This window comes from Neptuniibacter sp. 1_MG-2023, from assembly GCF_030547185.1.
Taxonomy (GTDB): Bacteria; Pseudomonadota; Gammaproteobacteria; order Pseudomonadales; family Balneatricaceae; genus Neptuniibacter.
On record NZ_JAUOQR010000006.1, the window covers coordinates 128,982 to 152,762 of the forward strand.

A 23,781-nucleotide genomic window follows, 5' to 3' on the forward strand; every position below is an offset into this window, starting at 1 on the left:
AACCTAGTGCCACAAAACCCCCTGCCATTAAACCAAGTAACTAACCCAATAACTATCCAAGTGCTTACACAGCTTGAAGAGCATCTTTATCCGCTTTTCGACTAAACATAAAGATCATAATAAAGACCGCTCCCCCTGCCAAACTTACCAACATTTGATCATGGGGCCACAAAAGAGCGATAGCACATACGCCGCATAAAGCTCGCATCACTATATTCAACGGCCCTTCTAGATAGCCTTCCATAAAGCCAACAAAAGCATATAGACCAAAGACCGCAAAGACAAATATGCTTAACACCTCTGCCGTAGTACCACCAATAAAATTGGTATAAGCAAAAAGCAAAGGAACTACATACAAACCTTTAGCAATCTTCCATGCAGTAAAGCCTGTCGCCATTGGCGGTGTTTTAGCGATCGCAGCCGCCGCAAAAGCAGTCAAACAAACAGGTGGAGTTACATTGGAATCCTGAGATAACCAGAAAATAATCATATGAGCAGACAACAAAATCATCGCTAAGGCTTCAGGAGCCAAAGCTTGATCTAGTAACTGACCTTTAAAATCAGCCGGTATAGAGTTCAATAATGCCTTAGCATCGACCTCACTCATCGGTGCCGATAATAAACTCACCTTATCCATATCAATTAACATAAATATGGTTTTGGCGGCATCAGGTAGCGTGCCGGTCACGATCAAATCCAACAAACGGCTTTCGGCCATTAATCCATAAAGTGCCGGCGCTGAAAGCGTTGCCAAAACAATATAAGCAGCCGTTACCGGCAGTCCCATACCTAAGATTAGTGAGGCTAATGCGATCAAAACTAAAGTGATTAATAAGCTCCCCCCTGCCCATTCAGTCACCATAAGTGAGAAGGTATTCCCGATCCCCGTCATTGCAACTACATTAACAACTAAGCCGACAGAGATAAGCAACATCGCTGTAGTCGCCATATTCCGTGAACCTTGGGCGAGAGAATCAAGAATCTCTTTGATTCCCATAGGGTGCTTAGATAACCAAGATGAAACCACAACCGAAATAATTGAAATACCAGCGGCGTAAGTGGGTGTAAAACCATAAACCAGCAAGGAAACTAAGACCACCAGAGGCAGTAAGAAATGCCAGCCCCCCTTAAATACTTCACCTAAAGTGCGAGTATCTATTTCGACAGCATGAGCATGACTACGTTTAGCTTCTACACGAACAAAGAAGCCAACCGATAAAAAGTACAAGAATGCAGGTAAAGCCGCGATCGCAATAATATCGAGATAAGAGATCTGCGTATAGGATGCCATAATAAATGCACCAGCCCCCATCACGGGTGGCATTAGCTGCCCACCTGTTGATGCAGCCGCTTCTACGCCCGCTGAAAAACGCGCAGGAAAGCCCGCTTTTCGCATTAATGGAATGGTAATCACACCCGTGGACACTGTGTTAGCAACTGATGATCCAGAAACTGAACCCATCAAACCAGACCCTAGTACAGCAACAAAGCCAGGCCCACCAACAAAACGGCCTGCAGCGCAACGGGAAAGATCAATAATAAAATCGCCAGCACCTGACTTAACTAAAAAGGCACCGAATAAGATAAACATGAAAACATAGGTCCAAGATATGCGAGCTATCTGGCCAAACATACCTTCAGACGAAAAATAGGAACGGTAGAGCAAGGTTTCTAAACTAAGGCCGGCAAAACCGAACATACCATCAATGTATTGACCCCACCAAAAAACATAGGTCAAAGCCACTAAAATCATTGATGGAATAAACCAACCTGTTGTTCTTCGAGCCATTTCCAAAGCGATAAAGATAGCGCTTATAGAGAAGACCCAGTCCCATTGGACAAACTTAACCCCTCTATCATAGAGAGCATCTTCAAAACCAATTAAATACAACGCACAAGCAACTGCGGCAACACCGAGCAAAAGATCCAATATTAAAGCGACTTTCTGCTTAGCTACATTCGAGGAATTAAAGACAGGGACCATCAAAGCACACAGAAATGCAAAGCCACTAAAGTGAACGGCGGCAACATAAAGCTCAGACCAAGTACCTAATGTGTTGAAATAGATATGCGCCAACGCAAAAGCGACACCTACCCAATAAATAATTTTTCCAGTGACAGAGTTCTCAGGACGCTGCGTAAGCTCTAGCCCTTTGAGTTTTTCTCTAATATCTTCTTGATCATTTACGTTCGCTTCAGTCGCCATAATTCTAATCGCTCAAACAAATTCGATGCGCAAAAACCCCATAACCTCAGATTACAATTCTGAAGAATGATGGTAACAATTGCTGGAGTAGTTATAAAAAAATAGGTGGCGCAAACTTAACCTCGCTGGTAGCTAAGTTTGCACCGGTCTGAACACTTCAAACCAAAAGTAGGAGGAGAGCTGTAATAATGGACAACCCACTAAATTAATAGTTCCCTCCCAATCAAATTATTTAGCAATCAAGTGATCAGGTATCTCTATACCCATCTCTTTATAGTAGCGCGCAGCACCTGCATGAAGTGGCACAGGTAAACCGGCGATAGATTTTTCTAACGACATTGCTTTAGTCGCTTTATGAATACCATTTAAGAATGCTAGATTTTCATAAACTGTTTTAGTCAGCAAATAAACATCTTCTTCCGAAACATCATCACGTACTGCCAAAAAGTTTGGCTGAGCCATGGTATTGATATCTTTGCTTTGACCTGGGTAAGTATTAGCGGGGATATGATATGGCGTCCACAGCTTATAATTACCATTCGCCTGCTTAATCTGCTCATCGGTAAAGTTAAGCACCGTAATGTCGCTACCTAACGCAGCGTAAGCACGAGTAATCGCTGAAGTAGGTACACCCGATGGGATATTCATCCCTTCAATCGTACCGTTTTGCAATGCATCTGCTGATGCACCGTAACCCATATACGCAAGATTAAATCCATCAGCATCAATGTTTAAGTTGCTTAAGATTGTTCTACCAGACCCTTCAGTACCAGAGTTCTTTTTACCTATAGAAAACTTTTTACCAGCTAATGCATTCATATCTGCAATCGTGCCAGTTTTCGTATGATCAGTTTTCATAACAAACTGTTCTACGTTCTGCCAAAGCATAGTTACTGAACGTAAATTTTTCTGAGGACCCGCTTCTTTAAGACGACCTTCGCCATTCCAAGCCCAAGCACCATATAAACCCTGCAGGATAGCAAACTGAGCTTCGTTTTCGCCCAATAACTTAATGTTCTCACCTGAACCTGCTGAGTTAATCGCAGACATGGAGATCTTATGTGATGGCTCAAGTTTAATTTTAGTCAACGTTGCAAGCGCAACACCTACCGGGTAATAAGTTCCACCTGTTGATGCTGTTGCCAATATATAAGAGTGTCTCTCATCAGCTGCCTGAACTAAGCCTGCCGTTCCTACTGCAGTGCTCACTGCAAGCGCTAAGCCCATACCCTTGATAAAAGTACGTTTTGTTATTGTCATCCTGTAACCCTTCTTCATTTGGTGTTTTATTATTAAATCTATTACACGATTTATAACAAGCAAACATAATGCCATCTTAAAAAATAAAATATTTACCATAAATTTCAACAAGTTAATAATCATTAACATTAAAGGCAATAAAAATAGGCAAAATTACGCTTATCAAAAGCAGGCTATATAAGCAAAAAATAGCTTATTTCAGCTAAAGACGATAAAAGCTAAGAGCAAAACAAGTAGAAGCATATAAAAATAGGCGCATAGCCACTGACTTGGGGCTGTCGGTAAAAGTGGAAGAAATTCAAAAGTATGGAAGTCACATCAAATAAGAGGAGAGCTACGCACAATAAGCAAAAAATCGCCTATTTAAAATAACCTTATAAATCAGATAGTAAAAATCAATCCGGGGTAAAGTCGGAGCGATGAAGACCATATTTAGCCATCTTCTGATTCAACGTACGACGCGGCAAATCAAGCATATCCATTACAGCTTTAATATTACCCTCATGCTCAGCCAACGAGCGCTTAATCACTTCGGCTTCAAAAGCTGCGACCTGAATCGCTAATGGCTGAGAGATATCCCCACTTAACTCGTTTAGCTGCATAGGCTGATCATCTGGAAACAATATAGCGGATACAGACACCCGCTTATCCAATGCGTATCTCATCGCCACATTTTTAAGTTCTCGCACATTACCAGGCCATTGATAGCTATGCAGTGCTCTTATATCTTGCTCTGGCAATATACGCGGCTCACACTCATGGCTTTGCGCTGTCATCCTCAAATAATGCTCAAACAGCAAAGGTGCATCTTCCAAACGATCCCGCAGGGGTGGTATATGTAATTGGGTGACATTAAGACGATAAAATAGATCTTCGCGGAAATTATCATCCACTCTCAGATCCGTTTTTGCTGCAGCAATCACTCGCAGATCCACCGCTATAGGTGCATTACCACCTAACCTTTCAATCACTCCCTCCTGCAATGCTCGCAATAACTTAATTTGCAGATGCAAAGGCATACTCTCAATCTCATCAAGAAACAGCGTACCACCACTCGCATATTCAAATTTACCAATACGGCGCTTACTCGCCCCAGTAAACGCACCCGCTTCATGGCCAAACAACTCACTCTCTATTAATGCTTCAGGGATAGCACCACAATTAATAGGAACGAAATGCGCTTTATTTCGGGTACTGAACTCATGCAATGACTGGGCTACAAGCTCCTTTCCCGTGCCGGTTTCTCCATAAATAATCACATTGGTATCTAAATCAGCTAAGGTAATAATCTCCTGCTTTAAACGCTGTATAACAGGTGATATTCCGATCAATCGTTTATCTATGCCTGTTGAGCTTGCTAAATGCTGCTGCAAACGAAGATTATCTAACATGAGGCGACGCTTTTCACAGGCGCGCTGAATCGTTTCCACTAATCGTTCTGGGTTAAAGGGCTTTTCGATAAAATCATAAGCCCCTTTCCGCATGGCCGAGATCGCCATATCTACATCCCCATGCCCGGTCACCAACACGACAGGAAGACCTGGCACCTCAGTCAATGCTAATGCCATAAACTCTAAACCACTCATCTCGGGCATTTTCACATCACTAACGACAATCCCTCGGAAAGATTCAGAAATATGTTTAAGTGCTTCAGCGCCACTATCGCAGCCAATCACCTCAAAGCCAGCCATGGTTAGCCACTTTTCCGTTGACTTGCGTACCATTGCTTCATCATCAACAAGAAGAACGGTACCTCTGAAGTTATTTTCGTTTACACTCATTTCGCCCATAACCTTTTAATGATCCTCCGAGAAAAGAGGTAATTTCACCGTAAAAGAGGCCCCACCTAGCGGGCTCTCCCCTACTTCTATATCACCCTCTAGATCACGAATAATAGATTTCACAATAGCTAGCCCTAGACCTAATCCATCACCAATCTTTTTAGACGTTACAAATGGATCAAATAAACTATCCAATAGATCCGCAGCAATACCCATGCCCGAATCACTGATCGAAATAATGACCTTATCGCCATAGGTCACCTCGATTCTCAACTTTCGCTCAGCGCTTGTACCCATCGCATCTAAAGCATTATTAACCAGATTAACTATCACTTGCTCTAAACGAGCATTGTCGCCCAATACGTATAATGTATTTCCCGGCAGTTGCGTCGTTAATTCAACTTGCTCATCGACAATACGTTGCTTAAACAGTAACAATGAATGCTCAACCACCATCTGAACAGATACCGGTTGTTTATCCTCAGGCTTTTTATAAGCATAAGTTTTTAATTGAGAGGTAATTTGAGCCATATGCTGTGTTAGCAGATCAATCTCAGATAGATTCTCAGTTAGCATCTCAGGCTGGCTCAACAGCTGTTTACAGATCGCCACATAATTCCGAATCGCAGTTAAAGGCTGGTTAAGTTCATGAACAACCGCCGTAGACATGCGCCCTAAGGCAGCCATTTTTCCGGCCTGAATCAATTCATTTTGCGCTTCGCTTAAGGCCTTTGTTCGCTCTTCAACCTTAGTTTCTAACGAATTATTGGCCCGTTTAAGCTCCATTTCTAAGCCTTTACGGCGGGATATATCGATAACCGTTACCAAAAATCGCTTTGCTTCATCTTTTTCAAGCGCTAGGTCACGTAGAGAGGGAGACTGTTCTGGCAACATTTTTCGGACAGAGATCATTAAGGGGAATTCAGTACCGTCCCCTCTAACGCCTACCGATTCGTAACCAATCAATGGCGAAAAACCATCCCAATCTAAATTAGTCAGAAGCCGATTAACTAAAGGACCACCGTCAGCTACCACCATCTCCGCAATGGGACGGTTGAGAATCATCTTCATCATTACCGCAAACTGCTGTAACGCCATTTTATTTGCAAAGCGTATTAGCCCCTGACTATCGATTAACAGTAAGCCAACTTGAGCATGATTGATAATCGCTTTCTGCTGCGCTTCATTTCGCGCTAATGCTTGACGTGTTTCATTCTGAGATCGTAGCTTTAACTGCCGCTCTCTAAACAACAGCATAAGCAAACCAAAAGCGATACAGCCACCAAATGAGAACAATGTGGCATTACGAACATTTTTATTAACCACATCGGTATCATTTAAAACCGTCACCTCCCAAGCTAAGTCATCAAGTGCGACAGAGCGCGCAAGCCAATGGCGTTTTTCTTTCTCCCACAAAGTGGTAGTAACACCATTGCTTAATTCATGTGGATATATACGCGCTTGAGCTTGGAGGTTCTCAAAACGCTGAAAAGAGCCCGTAGAGAAAAACAAGGTTCCTTTGTTATCGGTAATAAGCACAGTTTCAACCGAACGAAGCTTTTGCACTAAGTTTTGCAGCTCAATCCGGACGACTGCTGCGCCAATAAAACGAGTGCCTTCATAGATAGGAGAAGACAAAAAATAGGCAGGTCGCTTTGTATCTACATTCAAACTAAATTGTCTGCCCCGATGGCCACCTTTCGCCTGTTGAAAATACGTTTGATTGTTATGGGAGCGCTGAAAAAAATCCTCTTCATCTCGCCAATGACTATAAGCCAGTGCCCTACCTTCAGTGTTTAATAAAAAAAGAGAGGAGGAACCTGCAACAAGGTTCGTTTGCTCAAGGTATAAACTCACTTCAGCGCTTTTTTCTGATTTAGAGAAAGCCAGTAGCTCTTTAACACTCACATTTTGTGAAATAAGAAAGGGTAAGTAACGATACTCGCCCAAAGCGACTCGAAGCTCGGTAATCACCTTAAGCAACTCAGCAGAGCCTTGGTCATGTAAACGCTGCAATGTCCAATCACGAGTCACATTAACCACTTGCCAAGTGAACAATAAAGTAAAAACCAGAAAAATTAGCGCCATCAGTAAACGATGTATCATTAAAGAGGTACTCATCAGGATAAACAGTCATCACCAATTAACTGTGATTTAGCCAATAGATTTAAAACAAAAGGGCATAATAGATTAAAAGCGATCATAAGGTTGTGCTATTTACCTACCCAAAGGAACAGAAACACGTAATTAAACTCATTTGAACAGTAACAGAGAGTTTATCTCTGTGTAATAATACGCACCTCGTTTTACATTGATAGATTAAATACTATGACCGATCTCCCAGCAATAATCGCTTACCAAGGTGTCCCGGGCGCCTATTCCCACTTATCCTGTCGTAAAGCTTACCCAGAGCTAGAAGCAAAAGCATGCCATACCTTTGCTGATGCGATGTTTATGGTGGATAGCGGAAAAGCGCGATTTGCAATGATCCCATTAGAGAACTCTACTGCAGGGCGAGTAGAAGAGATCTATCGCTTAATGCCACAAACGAAACTTCACATTGTTGGTGAACATTTCGAACCGGTCAATCACTGCTTGCTTGCGCCCAAAGGCAGCAAAATAAGCGAAATCACATCGGTATCCTCTCACCCCCAAGCACTCGCACAGTGTTACGGCAATATCGCCGAGCTTGGCATTGAACCGATTGCCAGCCTTGATACGGCAGGGGCCGCTGCTGACCTCAGTGTAAATCCGAATAACAAAGGTCTAGCTGCCATCGCATCTAGCCTTGCCGCAGAACTTTACGACCTTAATATTCTACGGGATAATTTTCAGGATAAATCAGGCAACACTACACGCTTTATGATTTTGGCACGCGATAGTCATATGCCTGAGTTAAAACCAGATGTGCGCTTCATGACCTCAATCATGTTTACCGTCAGAAACATCCCTGCCGCCCTTTATAAAGCACTAGGAGGTTTTTCAACTAACGGCGTTAATATGTTGAAACTTGAAAGCTATATGGCATCAGATACGATGACGGCCACCAGTTTTCACCTTGACGTTGAAGGGCATCCCTACCAAGAGTCTATGAAATATGCTCTTCAAGAGTTAGATTTCTTTGCTAAGGAGGTGCGCATTATGGGAACTTACCCTTGGCACCCTTTCCGTCTGCGTGATGATCAGATTATTGAGTAACCTATATTCCTGAAGCATATAATTAGCGCTCAAGAAATCTAAACCAGCGTAACCCACTTATCTAATATGGGCTACGCTTTAACTCATCCACCCCTTCACATTACACATCATGCAAGCGAGCTTGTTCCCTCTCCCAACGCTTTCTCATTTTATCCAACACTCTAGCAACTGCCGCAAAACCGAAGCTGGCTGTCACACAGGTTGATGCACCAAAACCGCCCGAACAATCTAAACGGGTATTTCCATCCGTAATACTTTTTTGTGCACAAACGGAACCGTCAGGCTGTGGATATACTAGCTGCTCAGTCGAATACACGCAGTCCACCGAAAAGCGTCTCCCGCTTTTACTAAACTGATAGTGCCTACGTAATAATGAACGTACTTTAGCGGCAAGTGGGTCATGGCTGGTTTTGGATAGGTCACAGATCTCAATTCTCGTCGGATCTGTTTGTCCACCCGCTCCGCCTACAGTAATAATAGGGATCTTTCGGTAGCCACAATGGGAGATTAAAGCGGCTTTTTCTTTCACGCTATCAATGGCATCGATCACATAGTCGAAATCACTAGTAATCAACTCGGGAATATTTTCAAGGGTAATAAAATCATCAACCTCATTCACATGACATGCAGGATTAATCAGTTTAATCCGCTCAGCCATAGCTTCAACTTTAGAACGACCAATATTGCCATCTAATGCATGAATCTGGCGATTAACATTAGTAATACAGATATCATCTAAATCGATTAGTGTTATCTTCCCAACCGCAGTGCGTGCAAGCGCTTCAGCAACCCAGGAGCCGACTCCACCAATACCAATAACGCAGATATGCGCACGACTATACATATCAACAACATCAGTACCGTATAAGCGACGCGTACCACCAAATCTATTTTCAAAATCGCTGGACAACAATCTTTCCCCAACCTGTGCTAAACCTAAAAACGCAGTTCAAACACTTAATTAACTTAAAACTCTTCTTCTGTTATCTCAGTCAGAATAATATTTCCACATTTACAACATTTACCTTCAATAAAGATAATATCGTTTTGCTCATACTCTATTGGATTTTTCATTCCAAGATTGACCTCTTGGCAGTTATCACACCAAGTTTCCTCAAGGAAGGCCTTTTTCTCATCTTCATCGCGAAGGTTAAAATCACGTTCAATACGCTCATTACCACTCATCATTATTACCTTTTATTAATCGTTATTTTTGGCCATTTTAATCGATCTGGGTGCTCGAAAAAATCACTAACCACTCGTTTAAAATCACTGCCAAACAGCTCCCCTTCGTTAGGCAAGCAGGAGTAATTATACTGTTGATTGTCGTAGCTAAAACTCAAACTAAAAGCATGCAGATAAACCCGATCAGATTGCAAACCCGCATAAAGCTGATCACCTAATATTGGTGAACCTTCACTTTTTAAAGCTACACGAATTTGGTGGGTCTTCCCTGTATATGGTTTTATGATAAACAGACGGAACCCCGGAGCTAGTGAAGTACTAAAGAACTGAGTAATCGCGGGGTTTTCTTTGCTCAACAAAAGCTTCCAGCTGCCCCGTCTCGCCTTGACCATATCGCCAATGATAGCACCTTGCTTTCGGCGAGGCTTTTTTGCAGATATTGCAAGATAGTACTTAGTGACTTTACGCTCCCGGAATAGCGCAGAGAGTGCCGCCGCAGCTTTCGCCTGTTTCGCAAAGAGCAAAAGGCCTGATGTGACTTTATCTAATCGATGTATGAGATAAAGTTCATCTAATTTAAGATCATCTTTTAACTGCATAGTTAAACCAGTGTCATTCTGGTCTTTATGGACACTAACCCCCTGAGATTTGTTAATCACAAGAAGATCGTCTGTTTGATCAATGATCTGATACACGCAAAGCCCCATAAAAAAGCGGAATAATGCGGGAGTTGATTATATTTATCAAGGAAGGGAGCTGTTTACTTGAGGAAGTAGGGTAAATATAGGCAGGAAGACACCCTGCCTAGATACAACCTAAGATAATTTCTCGATCTGCTTTAAAAACTTATCGACTTTATCTGTATATATATGAAATTCTACGCAACGATGACTGCCAACCTCTTTAAAATACTCGACTTCTAAACATGCAACATTATCTTCAATAAACTTTGCAGTAGAGAAACGATCATCACCGCCTTTTAGATTGAGAAACTTAACACTATTTGAGACCAACACTAAACGCTTATCCGTCACAGCCGCAAAACCTTTATACCATTCACGGCCCAGTACTTTTCCTTTAGGACTCAGGTGCGTCACCGTAAAGCGAACGTTGTTCTCTTTAACCAACACCTTTTCTTTGTCTATCTTTTTCTGCAATTTTTCAGAAAGATGATTCTTCGCCATATAGCCTCCAAGAAAAGCGCCCCAATGAAATTAGAGCTCTACATAGAAGAGCTTCACAGATAATAATGACAGTTTTATGAAAAACCAGAAAAGAAATAGGGGTAACTAGAGCATAAAGAGGGAGGAAATTACTAATCGCAGTCTGCTCTAAAAGACTGCTTACAACCCTGTTACTTCTTTAATAAAAGGAATAGTCACCTTACGTTTAGCACTCAAAGAGGCTTGATCTAAGGTATCAAGTAACGACGTTAAATCATTCATATTACGACTTGCGCGATGAAGGAGGTAGCGAGCAACATCTTCAGAGAACTCAAGTCCGCGTGCAGTAGCCCGCATCTGAATTGCTTTAAGCTTAGTGACATCATCTAAAGCCTGAACCTGAAAAACGACCCCCCAACTTAGACGAGACGCTAAATCGGGTAAGTTAATTCCTAAATATCGCGGTGCAGAACTTGCGGCAATAATTAATATATTGCCTTGTTCACGAATACGATTGAAGAAATGGAACAACGCCTCTTCCCACTGCTTGTCACCTACCACTACATCGATACTATCTAAGCAAACAAGATCAAGATATTCCATACCATCAAGAATACCACCACCCATATGTTTTAGCTCATCCAGAGGCAGATAAGCAGCAGTTGTGCCCGCAGGATCAGCTTCATGACAAACCGCTTGCAGTAAATGCGTACAACCAACACCCTCCCCACCCCAAATATAGATGAACTGTTCACCCTCGGCATGAGCTGCGGCTTTTAAGCTGGCGCATATTAATTCGTTACCTTGAGAATAAAAATTCTCAAAACGAGCATCGTCACGCAACCCAACGGATAATGGGATTTGAAATGGATGGTTAGTTGTCATTTGTTAACGATTCAGATTGTTCAATATCACTCGAAGAGTCATGCGCGTATAAAGCACTACTCTTATACCCTTCATTTAGGTGACGCAGTAACACCATAATTACAGCTGCAACAGGTAGTGCCAATAAAATCCCGACAAAACCAAAAAGCTGGCCGCCGGCCATAATAGCAAAAATAACAGCGACTGGGTGCAATCCTATACGATCACCAACCAGAAGTGGTGTTAATAACATCCCCTCTAATAGTTGACCAACAATAAACACCACACCCACAAAAGCCAGCACCATAGGATCTTGGAACTGCATAAAAGCCGCAACACTGGCTACAGCAATACCAATAATAAATCCCATATAGGGAACTATACTCGCAAGGCCTGCGATCATACCAACCAAGAGCGCTAGATCAAGCCCTACTATCCATAAACCTGACGCATAAACAATACCTAGCGCCAACATGACTAATAGCTGCCCTTTCATAAAAGCACCCAACACCTCATCGCATTCAGATGCCCATAGAGAGACTTTTGGCTCTAGATTACGCGGTAATAGATGCTTGATTTTATCAACCATAACATCCCAATCACGTAACAGATAAAATGTCACTACAGGAATCAAAACGAGATTCGCGACCCATGCAACAATAGCTAGGCCGGACTTTGTTATACCACCTACTAATTGCGCCATAATATCGCTCGTTTTTTGCAGATCACCCACTAAAAGTTTTTTAAGATGGGCAAAATCAAAAACAGAAGCTTCAAGGCTAAAAGTACTCAGAATCCAAGGAAAAACCTGCTCTTCAAACAAAACTATCGCTTGAGGAACCCGTTCTAATAAGGTTTGAATCTGATAACCAATTTTTGGAATAAAGATAAGAAACAACAGTGCCACTAATGCGGTCATAGCAATAAAAACAATAACTACAGAAACCGTTCTTGATAAACCAGAAGCTTCAAGACGGTCGGCAATAGGGTCAGATAGATATGCCAGTAAAGCCCCGATCAAAAAAGGTGAAAGGATCGGTGCTAACAGATAGATCACACCTGATAGCACTAAAGCTATTATTAAAAAAAACCAGCGTTGTGATTCCGTCATATCCCTATACCTATTTGTTTTAACCTTGCCAACGGTAGCTCAATATTTTGAAGCCATTAAGATCTAATTGCTGATCCATCGCTTGAATACGAGGTTCAACGCCGATTGCTTGCTGCAGCTGCTTCTCACTTCCATCTAGCTCCAATCTCAAAACAACGTCACCACCCATCACCCTTTCAGGCTTTAGTGTACGTACGATCGGAAGGGATTTTAAGAAATCAGTCATCTGCACATAATTACTTAAGCTATTGATATTACTCACCTTAACAGCAACCCCTGATTGAAAATAGCTCAAATCATGGCTAACAACGGGATTAAACAACTGATCGGATATAGTATCTACCATTTGAGTCAAGACCGATTCTGCGTTACCTGAATAGGATAGCCGCTCAACCTTCCCATCCGTTAAAAAGATAGCTTCTAACTGAATCACGCCCGAATTTGATTTTTGCAGCCTCGCAGCAATCACAGCATCAGGACGATAGCGTATTGAGGAGGCTTGTACTGCATCTTCAAATAACCCCCACACATCACTCACCTGTATTGCCGTCTGATCCTGCAAATCTAACAAAGGCAGTTGAATAGGAAGGCCACGAGCGCGAGCAGTTGAATTTAATAAATTAATCTCAACACTATCAGCAGAAACGAAGTCTTGATAACCCTGTTGATCAGAGACTAACCACACCAACAAGGTCGGACGCTGAATACCTAATGGCTTCACCCCAGTTTGAGTAATCAAGTGATCAACGGCAGCACTGTTATAATCAAGAAGAAGTCTTGTAACATTTTGCCCCGCAATGATTCGACTCGTAAAACTAAACTGCTGTAAAAAAGTCGATGGCGTCTGCAATTGCTGACGAATAACAGGATGCGTATTCAATGAACGTTTACCTGATACTTTTACCAGAACCTGTTTCAGGCCTTCAGTAATTTGTGCATCAGTCGGCGCCTGCGTTTCAGCGTTCACGGGTAGTTCAACGCTGTAAAGGTTACTCATAGTGCCTGCATGAGCAACGGGAGTAACAACAGCAAAAACAAATACAAGTAAGGTGATGCAATAAGTCCGCAAGACGTCCATTAAGCTGCCTCAAAGTTTGCAAACAGGAAGATGGCGTAACTGTACCACAAGCTGATAATGCTTTTTAGATGGTTTCTTATGACATTTTGTTAATTTTGCATCAGGATATGAGTGTATTAAATCCCAAGAAACGGTAGAATACGCGCAATAATTTTCTTCCATATTTTCCCTTGTACATGAAAGGTTAACTGATCCATGTCTACCGGTTCTGATAGCAGCTCACTGAGCTATAAAGATGCGGGTGTCGATATCGACGCTGGCAATGCCCTCGTTGATCGTATTAAAGGCGTAGCAAAAAGCACCGCCCGCCCAGAAGTAATGGGAGGCTTAGGTGGTTTCGGCGCACTATGTCGTATCCCTGAAGGCTATCGTAAACCTGTACTTGTTTCAGGTACTGACGGTGTCGGTACTAAACTACGTTTAGCTATGGATTTAGGTAAACACGACACTATTGGTATCGATTTAGTCGCTATGTGTGTCAACGACTTGATTGTAGCCGGCGCAGAACCTCTACTTTTCTTAGATTATTACGCGACGGGTAAACTTAACGTTGATACTGCAGCAGATGTTGTAACAGGCATAGGCAAAGGTTGCGAGCTTGCCGGAGCCGCTTTAGTCGGCGGTGAAACAGCAGAAATGCCAGGCATGTACGAAGGCGAAGATTACGACTTAGCCGGATTCTGTACAGGCGTAGTAGAAGAAGATGACATTATAGATGGTAGCCAAGTTAAAGTCGGTGACGTACTGATCGGTTTAGCCTCTTCAGGTCCCCATTCAAACGGTTACTCTTTGATTCGTAAAATCTTAGAAATAAGCGGCACTGAATTAACTGCTGAATTAGATGGCAAACCTCTGGCTGATGCTTTAATGGCACCAACGCGGATCTATGTTAAGTCTCTGCTTAAGCTCATTAAAGAGTCACAAGTTAATGCGCTATCTCACATTACTGGCGGCGGTTTACTTGAGAATATCCCACGCGTACTTCCGGCTAACGCCAAAGCGGTAATTAATACGCAGTCTTGGACTTTGCCTCCTGTTTTCACATGGTTGCAAGAACAAGGAAATGTAGCAACAACTGAAATGTACCGCACATTTAACTGCGGCGTCGGCATGGTGATCTGTGTACCTGCTGAAAAACAAGAAGAAGCCCTTTCTATTCTGGCTGATGCCAATGAAGAGGCTTGGGTAATCGGTTCTATTGCTGAAGCAAACAACGGCGAAGAACAGGTTGAACTTGCAGGCATGGGAGTTTAATCCAGCCTATGACCAAAAGAATCGTTGTCCTGATTTCAGGTAGTGGTTCGAATCTGCAAGCTATAATGGACGCTATCGATACAGGCCAGATCAATGGCCGTATCGAAGCTGTTCTTAGCAATAAAGCCGAGGCTTTTGGCTTGCAGCGCGCCCAAAATGCTAATATTCCAGCAATCACGTTAAAACATACTGACTTTGAAGATCGCCTCAGCTTTGATCAAGCGATGATTAAAGAGATAGATCAGTATCAACCTGACCTTATTGTACTTGCTGGTTTCATGCGGATTCTGACACCGGAGTTTGTTCGTCATTATCAAGGACGGATGCTTAATATCCACCCATCCTTACTCCCTAAATATAAAGGCCTACATACGCATAAGCGTGCGATTGAAGCGGGTGACAAAGAACACGGCTGCACTGTACATTTTGTGACTGAAGAGCTTGATGGGGGCCCCCTTGCTGTTCAGGGTAAAGTCAGTGTCACTATGGATGATAATGAAGAGAGCTTACAGCAAAAAGTACATGCTATTGAGCATGTAATATACCCACTTGCCGTTGAGTTATACTGTGCTAATAAGTTAATCTGGACTCAAAACGGGATACTTATGGATGGTAACACCCTGCCATCGCAAGGCTATCAAGTGGCTCCATTAGATTAAGAGGATATAATTATGTTTAGAATTTTATTGAGGACGCCACTTATACCTTTAGCCTCTCTTTTCTTCTTAACTACCCCTCTTCATGCTGACGTATCTGTATTTACACCCTTTACAGCATCCTATGAATTAGATTGGGATGGCCCTATTTCAGTGAGTGGCGACACAATTCGCCAACTAAAAAAGTCACCCGATGATAGCTGGACGTTCGAATCTAAAGCTAACTCTATGTTTGCCAGCATATTCGAAAAAAGCCACTTCCAATGGAACGACAAAGCACTCTCCCCTCTTCATTACACATTTAAGCGCAGCGTTTTTGGCAAAAAACGTAACGCAGAAATCAGCTTTGACTGGGAAAACAATCGCGTTACTAATGAAGTAGACGATAAACCTTGGCAGATGGATGTGACCCCCGGCGTACAAGATAAAATAAGTTACCAAATGCTACTCCAGCAGGAGCTAGCTAAAGGGGAAACCAGTTTTATCTATCAAGTTGCCGATGGCGGTATTTTAAAAGAGTATAAATTCCAGGTAGATGGCCAAGAGGTAATTGAAGCCCCTATAGGCGTCTATGAAACTATTAGAGTAAAACGTGTTCGTGAAGAGAACAGCCCAAGGCAAACCTATATCTGGTTTGCCCCAGAACTCAACTATCAAATAATTAAGCTCAAACAGATAGAGAAAAAAGATAAAGCTTATACTCTATTACTGAAAGAGTTAACACTCTAAGTTAATCTATTTCAGGAATCCAGCCTGCAGGCATTGCACTAAAGCGGCTAAACAGGTCGGATTCCCGCTGCTCATCCCTCAAATCTGCCAATAGAATCCTAGAATTATCTAGAAATAAAACAGCCGTTTGCGCTCTAAGTCCCGTATGGATATCTTGATAAGGTTCAGAAAAAACCAAACGACTTTGTGTGTCAGCAGAGCCTAACAACTCAAAAAAGTATGGCCGCCAACTCCAATTATATCCATTATGGCTATTATCCTTGATCCAACCTTTATCACTATTTTCATAGTTTGGTGAGATCTGATTACCTAACCGATCACAAAGATAGAAACGTAATAGGTGATCTGCAGCAACAAAATGCTCTAAATCCCCATCATCATTTGCGGCTCTTAGCACCTCACGAAGGGACAATAACTCCGCTTTTATTTTATCCGCTCGCCAATGACTACGTGAGGTTGCCTCTATAGCACGATCACGGTAATGGCTTAATAAGTTTCTCACCTTTACGACAGTACTATCCGGCGCTTCCATTTTCTCAGTGGCAGCTGAAAACAAAAAGCCTTGAACGTAAACCGCATTACAACTCAATGCTAAGTAATACTCATCTTCCGTTTCCACGCCTTCACACAGTACTTTACTACCAAGTTTAGACGCTAATTCACCCAACATCTGTATCATAGATGACCTACGATCATCTTCAGCACCGCTCTTTATAAGCGTCATATCAAGTTTAATAATATCGGGTTTCAACAGCGCGATTCGATCAAGCTGAGAGAAGCCTGTACCAAAATCATCTATAGCAACTCTAAACCCTTGTTCACGATAGCGATCCACTAAACGCTCAATCACATCAAGATCACCATCTAACTCTGTAATCTCTATAACAACTTTGGAACTATCTGCTGCAAGTGATTTAATCATTTCAAGAGTCGGTAAATTCTCTAATGACTCTAAATACTGTAACCACTCAGGAGAAATATTAATGCTCAAAAAGGTATCGTCGGGAAGCGCTTCAAGTTGCTTTAACGCTTTTAATCGAACATCTCGATCCAACACAATACGTTCTTTAACATCAATAGTGTGATCCGAAAAGAGCCCGCCGGCTGAAACCACATTACCCGCTGAATCCTTCATACGCGCTAAAGCTTCATAACCGGCTATACGTCCTGTAGCCGTTTCAATAATGGGCTGAAAATAAGGAAAAACTGTAACGCTCATATATAAAACTCTACCCTTACTTAACTCTAAACCAATTTGGAACACTTAATTCCAAATCAATAATTTAAATTCACGAAGATACTGAACTACCTTTGCGTTTATTTTTTTTAGATTCATACATACGTTGATCAGCAAGCAATAGAAGATCGTAACTATCTTTAGAATCTGCAGGATAAGTTGATACACCCACACTACAATCCAAAAAGATCTCTTCTCCCTCCCAATCAAAAGGTCTTTGAAAAACATCGCCTATCGCCTTACGACAACTTTCAAAAGCCTCATCATCTTTTACATCTATCATTAAAACTACAAATTCATCCCCACCATAACGAGCAACAAAATCTGATTTCCTAACAGCATTTTTTAATCGATTAGAAAATTTCTTTAAAAGAATATCACCAACCCCATGCCCAAACAGGTCATTTACTGGCTTAAACTTATCAAGATCAATAAAGAAAATCCCTAACTTACCTTCATATCGCTCAGCTCGAGCCACCTCGAGTTCCAATCTATCTAACAAGCCTCGTCTATTACCAAGCCCCGTAAGAAGATCATGACTGGCAAGATAAGATAAATGCTCCTGAACCTCCATATGGTGGCTAATATCATTGATCGTCGTTATCAAAAACTGCTTTCCATTTAAGACAAAGCTACGTTTTAATAATTCAATTTTTATAGCCTCACCCGTTGCAGTAATAGCAAAGGTTTCATCATTCTCGACTCTAAAAAGCTTAGTCTCGGTCAGCTTCAAAAAGTCCTTTTTTGAATAACCAAACTTTTCTAAGCTCATAGCATTAGCAAACTGAACTTCACCTTTTTCATTAAAGACAATCAAACAAGCTGCAGCACTATTGACTAAATGCATGAAGCTTTGCATTAACATTTCAGTCTCTTCCGAGCGTTTGTTATAGAGCCTAACAATGATCGCAAAATTCAATAACGCTAACACAAAAGCAAATGCCTGAACCCAGCGCAGGCTCGTTGTCTTCTCTGCCGCCATCTGCTCAATTCGAAAAGTTAAGGCATTCATGAGACCAAGCATTTTTAAATTACTGTTTTTACTGATCTCTAATGCGCTATTAAAAGCGACTTGATCTTCAGGATTCTCAAGCAGCCTTTCTATATGTAAACCTAAGGCTTCAATCAACCCACGGGTTTCAGACACAAACTGCAGAGCAATAGGGTCTGACAAACCTGGAAATTTTTTACTATCACCTAAACCGCCAACAGCATCGCCACCCTCTTCAAAAACAACCAATGTAGAGAGGAATAATTTATAGACATACTCCAACTCTTTTTTATAGGTAACTGAACTCATCTGATCATCAGACATTAAAAGCAAAACTTTCGTCATTCGCTGCGACAACATCCTCTGTCTGCCAGCTATATTTATGGCTAATGCATCATCTTCAACTTGCTGAGTAATGAAGAAATTTATGCCCAAAGCAGTGCAGTCAAGCACCAAAAAGAAGCATATAACAATAGTTATAACGCTTTTCCCTTTATAGGGTCTGCTCAAAGCTGCATGCGCCATAAGATCAGTCCTTTTGATATCACTATTTTTTTCAAAACAGCTCGATTACGAATTAAAGCAATAAACAGACCAAAGAAATCAAACTCTCAGTATAAGACTATAAATAATCTTCCTCCTTAGACTCCTGAAGATACAAACAGTTAAAATTTAGTGTAGGAATCTAACTCTTTTTCGACTGGGATTTGCCACTTAGATAATAGCTCTCGCGCACTAACAAATTTCTTTTCTGCATCAATTCTTAAATGCTCCAGTGATCCAGTCATCCCAGCCCGAACCCTAAGCATTTGATATTTAAACAAAGGAATTAATTTTCGCTCTAAACGAACAGAGCAAACTTTATCCTGCTGCATCACAACAGCAGGATCTGAAGTTTCAAAAAGTTCAGCTTCTAACTGAACCAACTGCTGAGTATGCGCACATAATTCTCGCTGCTCTAACGCAGCGATAGCCGTGAACACATAAGGTCCTGAAATAGGCGTAAAAGAAGCAATAGCCGTTTCAACACGTCTTTCTGTACGACGTTCTGCCTCAAGTAACTCGTTTTTTCGATAGTTAAGAAACCCCTTTTGGATCTTATCAATCGAACCCTGTAATGTTTTATTTTCTTTTGTTAAATCATAGTTCTCTTGACTGAATTGCTGCATAGACGCCAGATCACCAAGCTTTTTGTACTCTGACAACTCAGTTTTAAGCATATAACAATAAAAACCAACCCCCGCAGCAACAAGAACAGCCGCCGCAGCTACACCACCTAATACAATAGTTTTATTCATAAGAATTAATCAACAATCGTCTAATTACGGTTAACATCACAATAGTTGCTGAATTATCCAGTCGTCAAACTAAACAGCAAGAAACTAAAACAAAAAAAGGCAGCCGAAGCTGCCTTTTTCTTAACAGGAGGTAGCTTACCAGCCTGTAAGTTCTTTCAAAGCATCACCGATTTGAGCCAAAGAACGTACAGTCTTAACACCTGCATCTTCAAGGGCTACAAACTTCTCATCAGCAGTACCTTTACCGCCAGAGATAATCGCACCGGCATGACCCATACGCTTACCTGCAGGTGCAGTAACACCAGCAATGTAAGATACAACAGGCTTAGTTACATTTGCTTTGATATAAGCAGCCGCTTCTTCTTCAGCTGTACCACCGATTTCACCGATCATAACAATCGCTTCAGTCTGTGGATCATTCTGGAACATTTCCAAAATATCGATGAAGTTAGAACCTGGAATTGGGTCACCACCAATACCTACACAGGTAGACTGGCCAAAGCCAGCATCTGTAGTCTGCTTCACAGCTTCGTAAGTCAACGTACCTGAACGAGAAACGATACCAACTTTACCCGGTAAGTGAATGTGACCTGGCATAATACCAATTTTACATTCGCCTGGAGTAATAACACCTGGGCAGTTAGGGCCGATTAGGCGCACGCCTAGCTCGTCACATTTAACTTTACACTGAAGCATATCCATAACAGGAATATGCTCAGTGATACAAACGATCAGCTTAATTCCACTATTCGCTGCTTCAAGGATAGAATCCTTACAAAAAGGAGCAGGAACATAGATAACAGACGCTTCTGCGCCTGTTTCAGCAACAGCTTCAGCAACCGTGTTAAATACAGGTAGACCTAGGTGAGTAGAACCACCTTTACCTGGTGTAACACCGCCAACCATTTTAGTGCCATAGGCAATTGCTTGTTCAGAGTGGAAGGTACCCTGACCACCAGTGAAACCCTGACAGATTACTTTGGTGTCTTTATTAATCAAAACGGACATTATTTACCCTCCGCTGCGTTTACTGCCTGCTGTGCTGCGTCAGTCAAGCTAGTAGCTGCGATGATATCAAGACCAGATTCAGCTAATAGCTTAGAACCTAGTTCAGCATTGTTACCTTCCAGACGTACTACAACCGGTACGTTTACCCCAACTTCTTTAACAGCACCAATAATACCTTCAGCAATTAGATCGCAACGTACGATACCACCAAAGATGTTAACTAATACTGTTTTAACTTTGTCATCAGCTAGGATTAATTTGAACGCTTCAGTAACACGTTCTTTAGTCGCACCGCCGCCAACATCAAGGAAGTTAGCTGGGAAGCCTCCGTGCAATGCAACGATATCCATCGTACCCATTGCTAGGCCTGCACCGTTAACCATGCAGCCAATAGTGCCATCTAGAGCAACGTAGTTCAGATCCCACTCAGCAGCATGCGCTTCACGCTCATCTTCTTGAGATGGATCATGCATCGCCTGAAGGTCTTTATGACGGTATACAGCATTACCATCAATCGCTACTTTAGCGTCTAGGCAGTGCAGGTTACCTGCATCAGTAATAACAAGAGGGTTGATCTCCAGTAATGCAAGATCTTTCTCTTCGAACATTTTTGCTAGACCAAGGAAAATATGAACGAACTGTTTAATCTGGTCACCTTGTAGGCCCAATTTAAATGCTAGTTCACGACCCTGATATGGCTGAGCACCCGTCAAAGGATCAATTTCAGCTTTCAGGATTTTCTCAGGAGTTTCTTCAGCAACCTTCTCAATTTCAACGCCACCTTCAGTAGATGCCATGAAAATAATACGACGAGAAGAACGATCAACTACTGCGCCAAGATAAAGCTCATTAGCGATATCAGTACAGTCTTCAACCAAAATTTTTGCTACCGGCTGACCATTAGCGTCAGTCTGATAAGTTACAAGGTTTTTACCAAGCCAGTTAGCTGCGAATTCAGCTGCTTCAGCAGGAGAATCAACCAACTTTACGCCGCCAGCCTTACCGCGGCCACCTGCGTGAACCTGCGTTTTAACAACCCACTTATCACCGCCAATTTTCTCAGCCGCTGCCGCAGCAGCTTCCGGAGTATCTACCGCGATTCCTTTAGAAACCGGCAGACCATATTCGGCAAACAGCTGTTTGCCCTGGTACTCATGAAGATTCATGCTCTAATCCGTTGTGTTGTCACTATATGATTTTTCTGTATCGAAAGTCTAAATACGCTTTCGTAACAGCCCTGTTGGGTTCAACAACAAGTATTGCTAAACAGCTAGCTGCGCCGTTGCAGCTAGCCGAGTCAAAACACTAAGTTATTAGCGTTTTTTGCGGTTCGCCATATGAATGGCGTGACCATCAACCGCTAAGGCTGCTTCATGAATGGCTTCACTCACTGTTGGGTGAGCAAAGACAGTCAATTGCAGATCTTCTGCACTAGAGCAGAATTCCATAGCAATTGCCGCTTGGCCGATCAATTCGGACGCAATAGCGCCAACCATATGAACGCCCAAAATACGATCAGTCTCTTCACATGCAATAATTTTAACAAAACCTTCAGTTTCGTTAGCAGCCATTGCACGGCCAGAGGCGGCAAATGGGAATTTACCCACTTTCACTTTTACGCCTTCAGCTTTAAGTTCCTGCTCGGTTTTACCTACCCACGCCAATTCAGGGTGTGTGTAGATAATATTAGGAATAACATCATAATTAAGCTGTGCATGGTGGCCGGCAATAATATCTGCAACCATGATGCCCTCTTCTGATGCTTTATGCGCCAACATAGGCCCACGCACAGAGTCACCAATAGCATAAACACCTGGAACACCCGTTTCACACTGTTCGTTCACAAAGATGAAACCACGCTCATCTAAGTTCACGCCAGAGTCATCCGCTAATAGACCTTGTGTCTGAGGCTTACGGCCAACAGCAACAATCAGCTTATCAACGACAATCTCTTTATCACCTTCGGCATCAGCGAACTTAACTTTCACTTCTTTGCCATCGATGATCTCAGTACCTGTACAACGGGCACCTAGCTTAATATCTAGATTCTGTTTCTTGAAAAGTTTAGCCGCTTCTTTAGCAACGTCTTTATCTGTCAGAGCCAGAAAATCATCCATTGCTTCAAGTACAGTAACTTCGGTACCTAAACGCGCCCAAACAGAACCCATTTCAAGACCGATAACACCGGCACCAATAACACCTAAACGTTTAGGTGTTTCATCGATATTTAGTGCGCCTTCGTTATCAAGAATCAAACCTTCTGTTAACGGAGCAGGAGGGATCTCAACAGGAACAGAACCTGATGCCAAAATCACATTGTCAGCAGCATAAGTGCTAGTAGAACCATCGGCAGCCGTTACTTCAACCTGCTTATTGCCCTGTAGCTTACCCATACCCTGAAGAACAGTAACACCGTTCGCTTTAAACAGACCGGCAATACCACCCGTTAAGTTTTTAACGATGGAGTCCTTACGCGCAACCATTTTCTTAACATCCATGGTTACATCGCTAGTCATAATCCCATGAACATCAGCATGCTGAGCATTATGGAACTGGTGCGTAGACTCTAGTAAAGCTTTTGAAGGGATACAACCAACGTTCAGGCATGTTCCGCCTAAAACTGCAGCACCTTTTTCATCTATCCACTTTTCAACACAAGCAGTTTTTAAACCAAGCTGAGCTGCACGAATAGCAGCTACGTAACCGCCAGGACCTGCACCTATAACAATAACGTCAAATTTATCAGACATGTTTTACCCTAT

At 42.2% G+C, this 23,781-nt stretch carries 21 protein-coding genes; 4 read left to right on the forward strand and 17 right to left on the reverse strand.

Translation table 11 applies throughout. The features are described from left to right. Positions 1-64: 64 nt before the first annotated feature. The 4 genes from Q4492_RS09070 to Q4492_RS09085 form a co-directional block, all read right to left on the reverse strand. Positions 65-2,206 (reverse strand): TRAP transporter fused permease subunit, encoded by a 2,142-nt coding sequence (locus Q4492_RS09070; protein WP_303417129.1) that lies wholly within the window; start codon positions 2,204-2,206, stop codon positions 65-67. A 228-nt stretch (positions 2,207-2,434) separates the two neighbouring features. Next, positions 2,435-3,466, reverse strand: a complete 1,032-nt coding sequence (locus tag Q4492_RS09075) for a TAXI family TRAP transporter solute-binding subunit (protein WP_303417131.1) — start codon at positions 3,464-3,466, stop codon at positions 2,435-2,437. Between the two features lie 395 nt (positions 3,467-3,861). Next, positions 3,862-5,247, reverse strand: a complete 1,386-nt coding sequence (locus Q4492_RS09080) for a sigma-54 dependent transcriptional regulator (RefSeq protein ID WP_303417133.1) — start codon at positions 5,245-5,247, stop codon at positions 3,862-3,864. Between the two features lie 15 nt (positions 5,248-5,262). Continuing rightward, complete coding sequence (locus tag Q4492_RS09085) at positions 5,263-7,353, reverse strand: ATP-binding protein (RefSeq protein ID WP_303417135.1); 2,091 nt, start codon at positions 7,351-7,353, stop codon at positions 5,263-5,265. A gap of 222 nt (positions 7,354-7,575) precedes the next feature. On the opposite strand from Q4492_RS09085, the gene Q4492_RS09090 reads away from it, so the two are divergent. Continuing rightward, on the forward strand, positions 7,576-8,445 hold the full coding sequence (locus Q4492_RS09090) for a prephenate dehydratase (RefSeq protein WP_303417137.1): 870 nt from the start codon (positions 7,576-7,578) through the stop codon (positions 8,443-8,445). Between the two features lie 100 nt (positions 8,446-8,545). On the opposite strand, the gene tcdA is transcribed toward Q4492_RS09090, so the two are convergent. From tcdA to Q4492_RS09125, 7 genes are all read right to left on the reverse strand, one after another. After that, positions 8,546-9,355, reverse strand: coding sequence for a tRNA cyclic N6-threonylcarbamoyladenosine(37) synthase TcdA (gene tcdA, locus Q4492_RS09095; RefSeq protein WP_303417139.1), 810 nt, complete (start codon positions 9,353-9,355; stop codon positions 8,546-8,548). A 56-nt stretch (positions 9,356-9,411) separates the two neighbouring features. After that, positions 9,412-9,630, reverse strand: a complete 219-nt coding sequence (locus tag Q4492_RS09100; RefSeq protein ID WP_303417141.1) for a hypothetical protein — start codon at positions 9,628-9,630, stop codon at positions 9,412-9,414. A gap of 5 nt (positions 9,631-9,635) precedes the next feature. Continuing rightward, positions 9,636-10,325 (reverse strand): TIGR01621 family pseudouridine synthase, encoded by a 690-nt coding sequence (locus Q4492_RS09105; protein ID WP_303417143.1) that lies wholly within the window; start codon positions 10,323-10,325, stop codon positions 9,636-9,638. A 120-nt stretch (positions 10,326-10,445) separates the two neighbouring features. Then, positions 10,446-10,814 carry a hypothetical protein gene (locus Q4492_RS09110; protein WP_303417145.1) on the reverse strand — a complete coding sequence of 123 codons (369 nt, stop codon included), beginning with the start codon at positions 10,812-10,814 and terminating at the stop codon, positions 10,446-10,448. A gap of 159 nt (positions 10,815-10,973) precedes the next feature. Then, positions 10,974-11,678 carry a DnaA regulatory inactivator Hda gene (gene hda / locus Q4492_RS09115; RefSeq protein WP_303417147.1) on the reverse strand — a complete coding sequence of 235 codons (705 nt, stop codon included), beginning with the start codon at positions 11,676-11,678 and terminating at the stop codon, positions 10,974-10,976. Continuing rightward, a complete protein-coding gene (locus tag Q4492_RS09120; RefSeq protein WP_303417149.1) occupies positions 11,668-12,768 on the reverse strand; it encodes an AI-2E family transporter in 1,101 nt (366 codons plus the stop codon). Before Q4492_RS09120 ends, hda begins: the two co-directional genes overlap by 11 nt. A gap of 19 nt (positions 12,769-12,787) precedes the next feature. Next, positions 12,788-13,846 (reverse strand): DUF2066 domain-containing protein, encoded by a 1,059-nt coding sequence (locus Q4492_RS09125; RefSeq protein ID WP_303417151.1) that lies wholly within the window; start codon positions 13,844-13,846, stop codon positions 12,788-12,790. A 195-nt stretch (positions 13,847-14,041) separates the two neighbouring features. Here Q4492_RS09125 and purM point away from each other — a divergent pair, with 195 nt between their 5' ends. From purM to Q4492_RS09140, 3 genes are read left to right on the forward strand one after another with little or no spacing between them, the layout of a single operon-like run. Then, positions 14,042-15,100, forward strand: coding sequence for a phosphoribosylformylglycinamidine cyclo-ligase (purM, locus tag Q4492_RS09130; RefSeq protein ID WP_303417153.1), 1,059 nt, complete (start codon positions 14,042-14,044; stop codon positions 15,098-15,100). Between the two features lie 8 nt (positions 15,101-15,108). Then, a complete protein-coding gene (gene purN, locus Q4492_RS09135) occupies positions 15,109-15,759 on the forward strand; it encodes a phosphoribosylglycinamide formyltransferase (RefSeq protein ID WP_303417155.1) in 651 nt (216 codons plus the stop codon). Positions 15,760-15,771: 12 nt separating this feature from the next. Continuing rightward, positions 15,772-16,485, forward strand: a complete 714-nt coding sequence (locus Q4492_RS09140; protein ID WP_303417157.1) for a DUF3108 domain-containing protein — start codon at positions 15,772-15,774, stop codon at positions 16,483-16,485. A gap of 1 nt (position 16,486) precedes the next feature. On the opposite strand, the gene Q4492_RS09145 is transcribed toward Q4492_RS09140, so the two are convergent. From Q4492_RS09145 to lpdA, 6 genes are all read right to left on the reverse strand, one after another. Beyond that, on the reverse strand, positions 16,487-17,704 hold the full coding sequence (locus Q4492_RS09145) for an EAL domain-containing protein (protein WP_303417159.1): 1,218 nt from the start codon (positions 17,702-17,704) through the stop codon (positions 16,487-16,489). Positions 17,705-17,774: 70 nt separating this feature from the next. Further along, a complete protein-coding gene (locus tag Q4492_RS09150; protein WP_303417161.1) occupies positions 17,775-19,238 on the reverse strand; it encodes a diguanylate cyclase in 1,464 nt (487 codons plus the stop codon). Positions 19,239-19,378: 140 nt separating this feature from the next. Further along, the gene (locus Q4492_RS09155; protein WP_303417163.1) at positions 19,379-20,011 is read right to left on the reverse strand and encodes a hypothetical protein; all 633 of its coding nucleotides are present in this window, start codon (positions 20,009-20,011) and stop codon (positions 19,379-19,381) included. A gap of 135 nt (positions 20,012-20,146) precedes the next feature. Next, the gene (sucD, locus tag Q4492_RS09160) at positions 20,147-21,019 is read right to left on the reverse strand and encodes a succinate--CoA ligase subunit alpha (protein WP_303417165.1); all 873 of its coding nucleotides are present in this window, start codon (positions 21,017-21,019) and stop codon (positions 20,147-20,149) included. Further along, positions 21,019-22,185, reverse strand: a complete 1,167-nt coding sequence (gene sucC, locus Q4492_RS09165) for an ADP-forming succinate--CoA ligase subunit beta (protein ID WP_303417167.1) — start codon at positions 22,183-22,185, stop codon at positions 21,019-21,021. The genes sucD and sucC overlap by 1 nt, the downstream gene beginning before the upstream one ends. A gap of 147 nt (positions 22,186-22,332) precedes the next feature. Beyond that, positions 22,333-23,769, reverse strand: coding sequence for a dihydrolipoyl dehydrogenase (gene lpdA, locus Q4492_RS09170; RefSeq protein WP_303417169.1), 1,437 nt, complete (start codon positions 23,767-23,769; stop codon positions 22,333-22,335). Between the last annotated feature and the right edge of the window lie 12 nt (positions 23,770-23,781).

Coding starts and splice junctions, on each gene's coding strand:
- Q4492_RS09070 (WP_303417129.1), bottom strand. CDS start 2,206: ATGGCGACTGAAGCGAACGTAAATGATCAAGAAGATATTAGAGAAAAA.
- Q4492_RS09075 (WP_303417131.1), bottom strand. CDS start 3,466: ATGACAATAACAAAACGTACTTTTATCAAGGGTATGGGCTTAGCGCTT.
- Q4492_RS09080 (WP_303417133.1), bottom strand. CDS start 5,247: ATGAGTGTAAACGAAAATAACTTCAGAGGTACCGTTCTTCTTGTTGAT.
- Q4492_RS09085 (WP_303417135.1), bottom strand. CDS start 7,353: ATGATACATCGTTTACTGATGGCGCTAATTTTTCTGGTTTTTACTTTA.
- Q4492_RS09090 (WP_303417137.1), top strand. CDS start 7,576: ATGACCGATCTCCCAGCAATAATCGCTTACCAAGGTGTCCCGGGCGCC.
- Q4492_RS09100 (WP_303417141.1), bottom strand. CDS start 9,630: ATGAGTGGTAATGAGCGTATTGAACGTGATTTTAACCTTCGCGATGAA.
- Q4492_RS09110 (WP_303417145.1), bottom strand. CDS start 10,814: ATGGCGAAGAATCATCTTTCTGAAAAATTGCAGAAAAAGATAGACAAA.
- hda (WP_303417147.1), bottom strand. CDS start 11,678: ATGACAACTAACCATCCATTTCAAATCCCATTATCCGTTGGGTTGCGT.
- Q4492_RS09120 (WP_303417149.1), bottom strand. CDS start 12,768: ATGACGGAATCACAACGCTGGTTTTTTTTAATAATAGCTTTAGTGCTA.
- Q4492_RS09125 (WP_303417151.1), bottom strand. CDS start 13,846: ATGGACGTCTTGCGGACTTATTGCATCACCTTACTTGTATTTGTTTTT.
- purM (WP_303417153.1), top strand. CDS start 14,042: ATGTCTACCGGTTCTGATAGCAGCTCACTGAGCTATAAAGATGCGGGT.
- purN (WP_303417155.1), top strand. CDS start 15,109: ATGACCAAAAGAATCGTTGTCCTGATTTCAGGTAGTGGTTCGAATCTG.
- Q4492_RS09140 (WP_303417157.1), top strand. CDS start 15,772: ATGTTTAGAATTTTATTGAGGACGCCACTTATACCTTTAGCCTCTCTT.
- Q4492_RS09145 (WP_303417159.1), bottom strand. CDS start 17,704: ATGAGCGTTACAGTTTTTCCTTATTTTCAGCCCATTATTGAAACGGCT.
- Q4492_RS09150 (WP_303417161.1), bottom strand. CDS start 19,238: ATGGCGCATGCAGCTTTGAGCAGACCCTATAAAGGGAAAAGCGTTATA.
- Q4492_RS09155 (WP_303417163.1), bottom strand. CDS start 20,011: ATGAATAAAACTATTGTATTAGGTGGTGTAGCTGCGGCGGCTGTTCTT.
- sucD (WP_303417165.1), bottom strand. CDS start 21,019: ATGTCCGTTTTGATTAATAAAGACACCAAAGTAATCTGTCAGGGTTTC.
- sucC (WP_303417167.1), bottom strand. CDS start 22,185: ATGAATCTTCATGAGTACCAGGGCAAACAGCTGTTTGCCGAATATGGT.
- lpdA (WP_303417169.1), bottom strand. CDS start 23,769: ATGTCTGATAAATTTGACGTTATTGTTATAGGTGCAGGTCCTGGCGGT.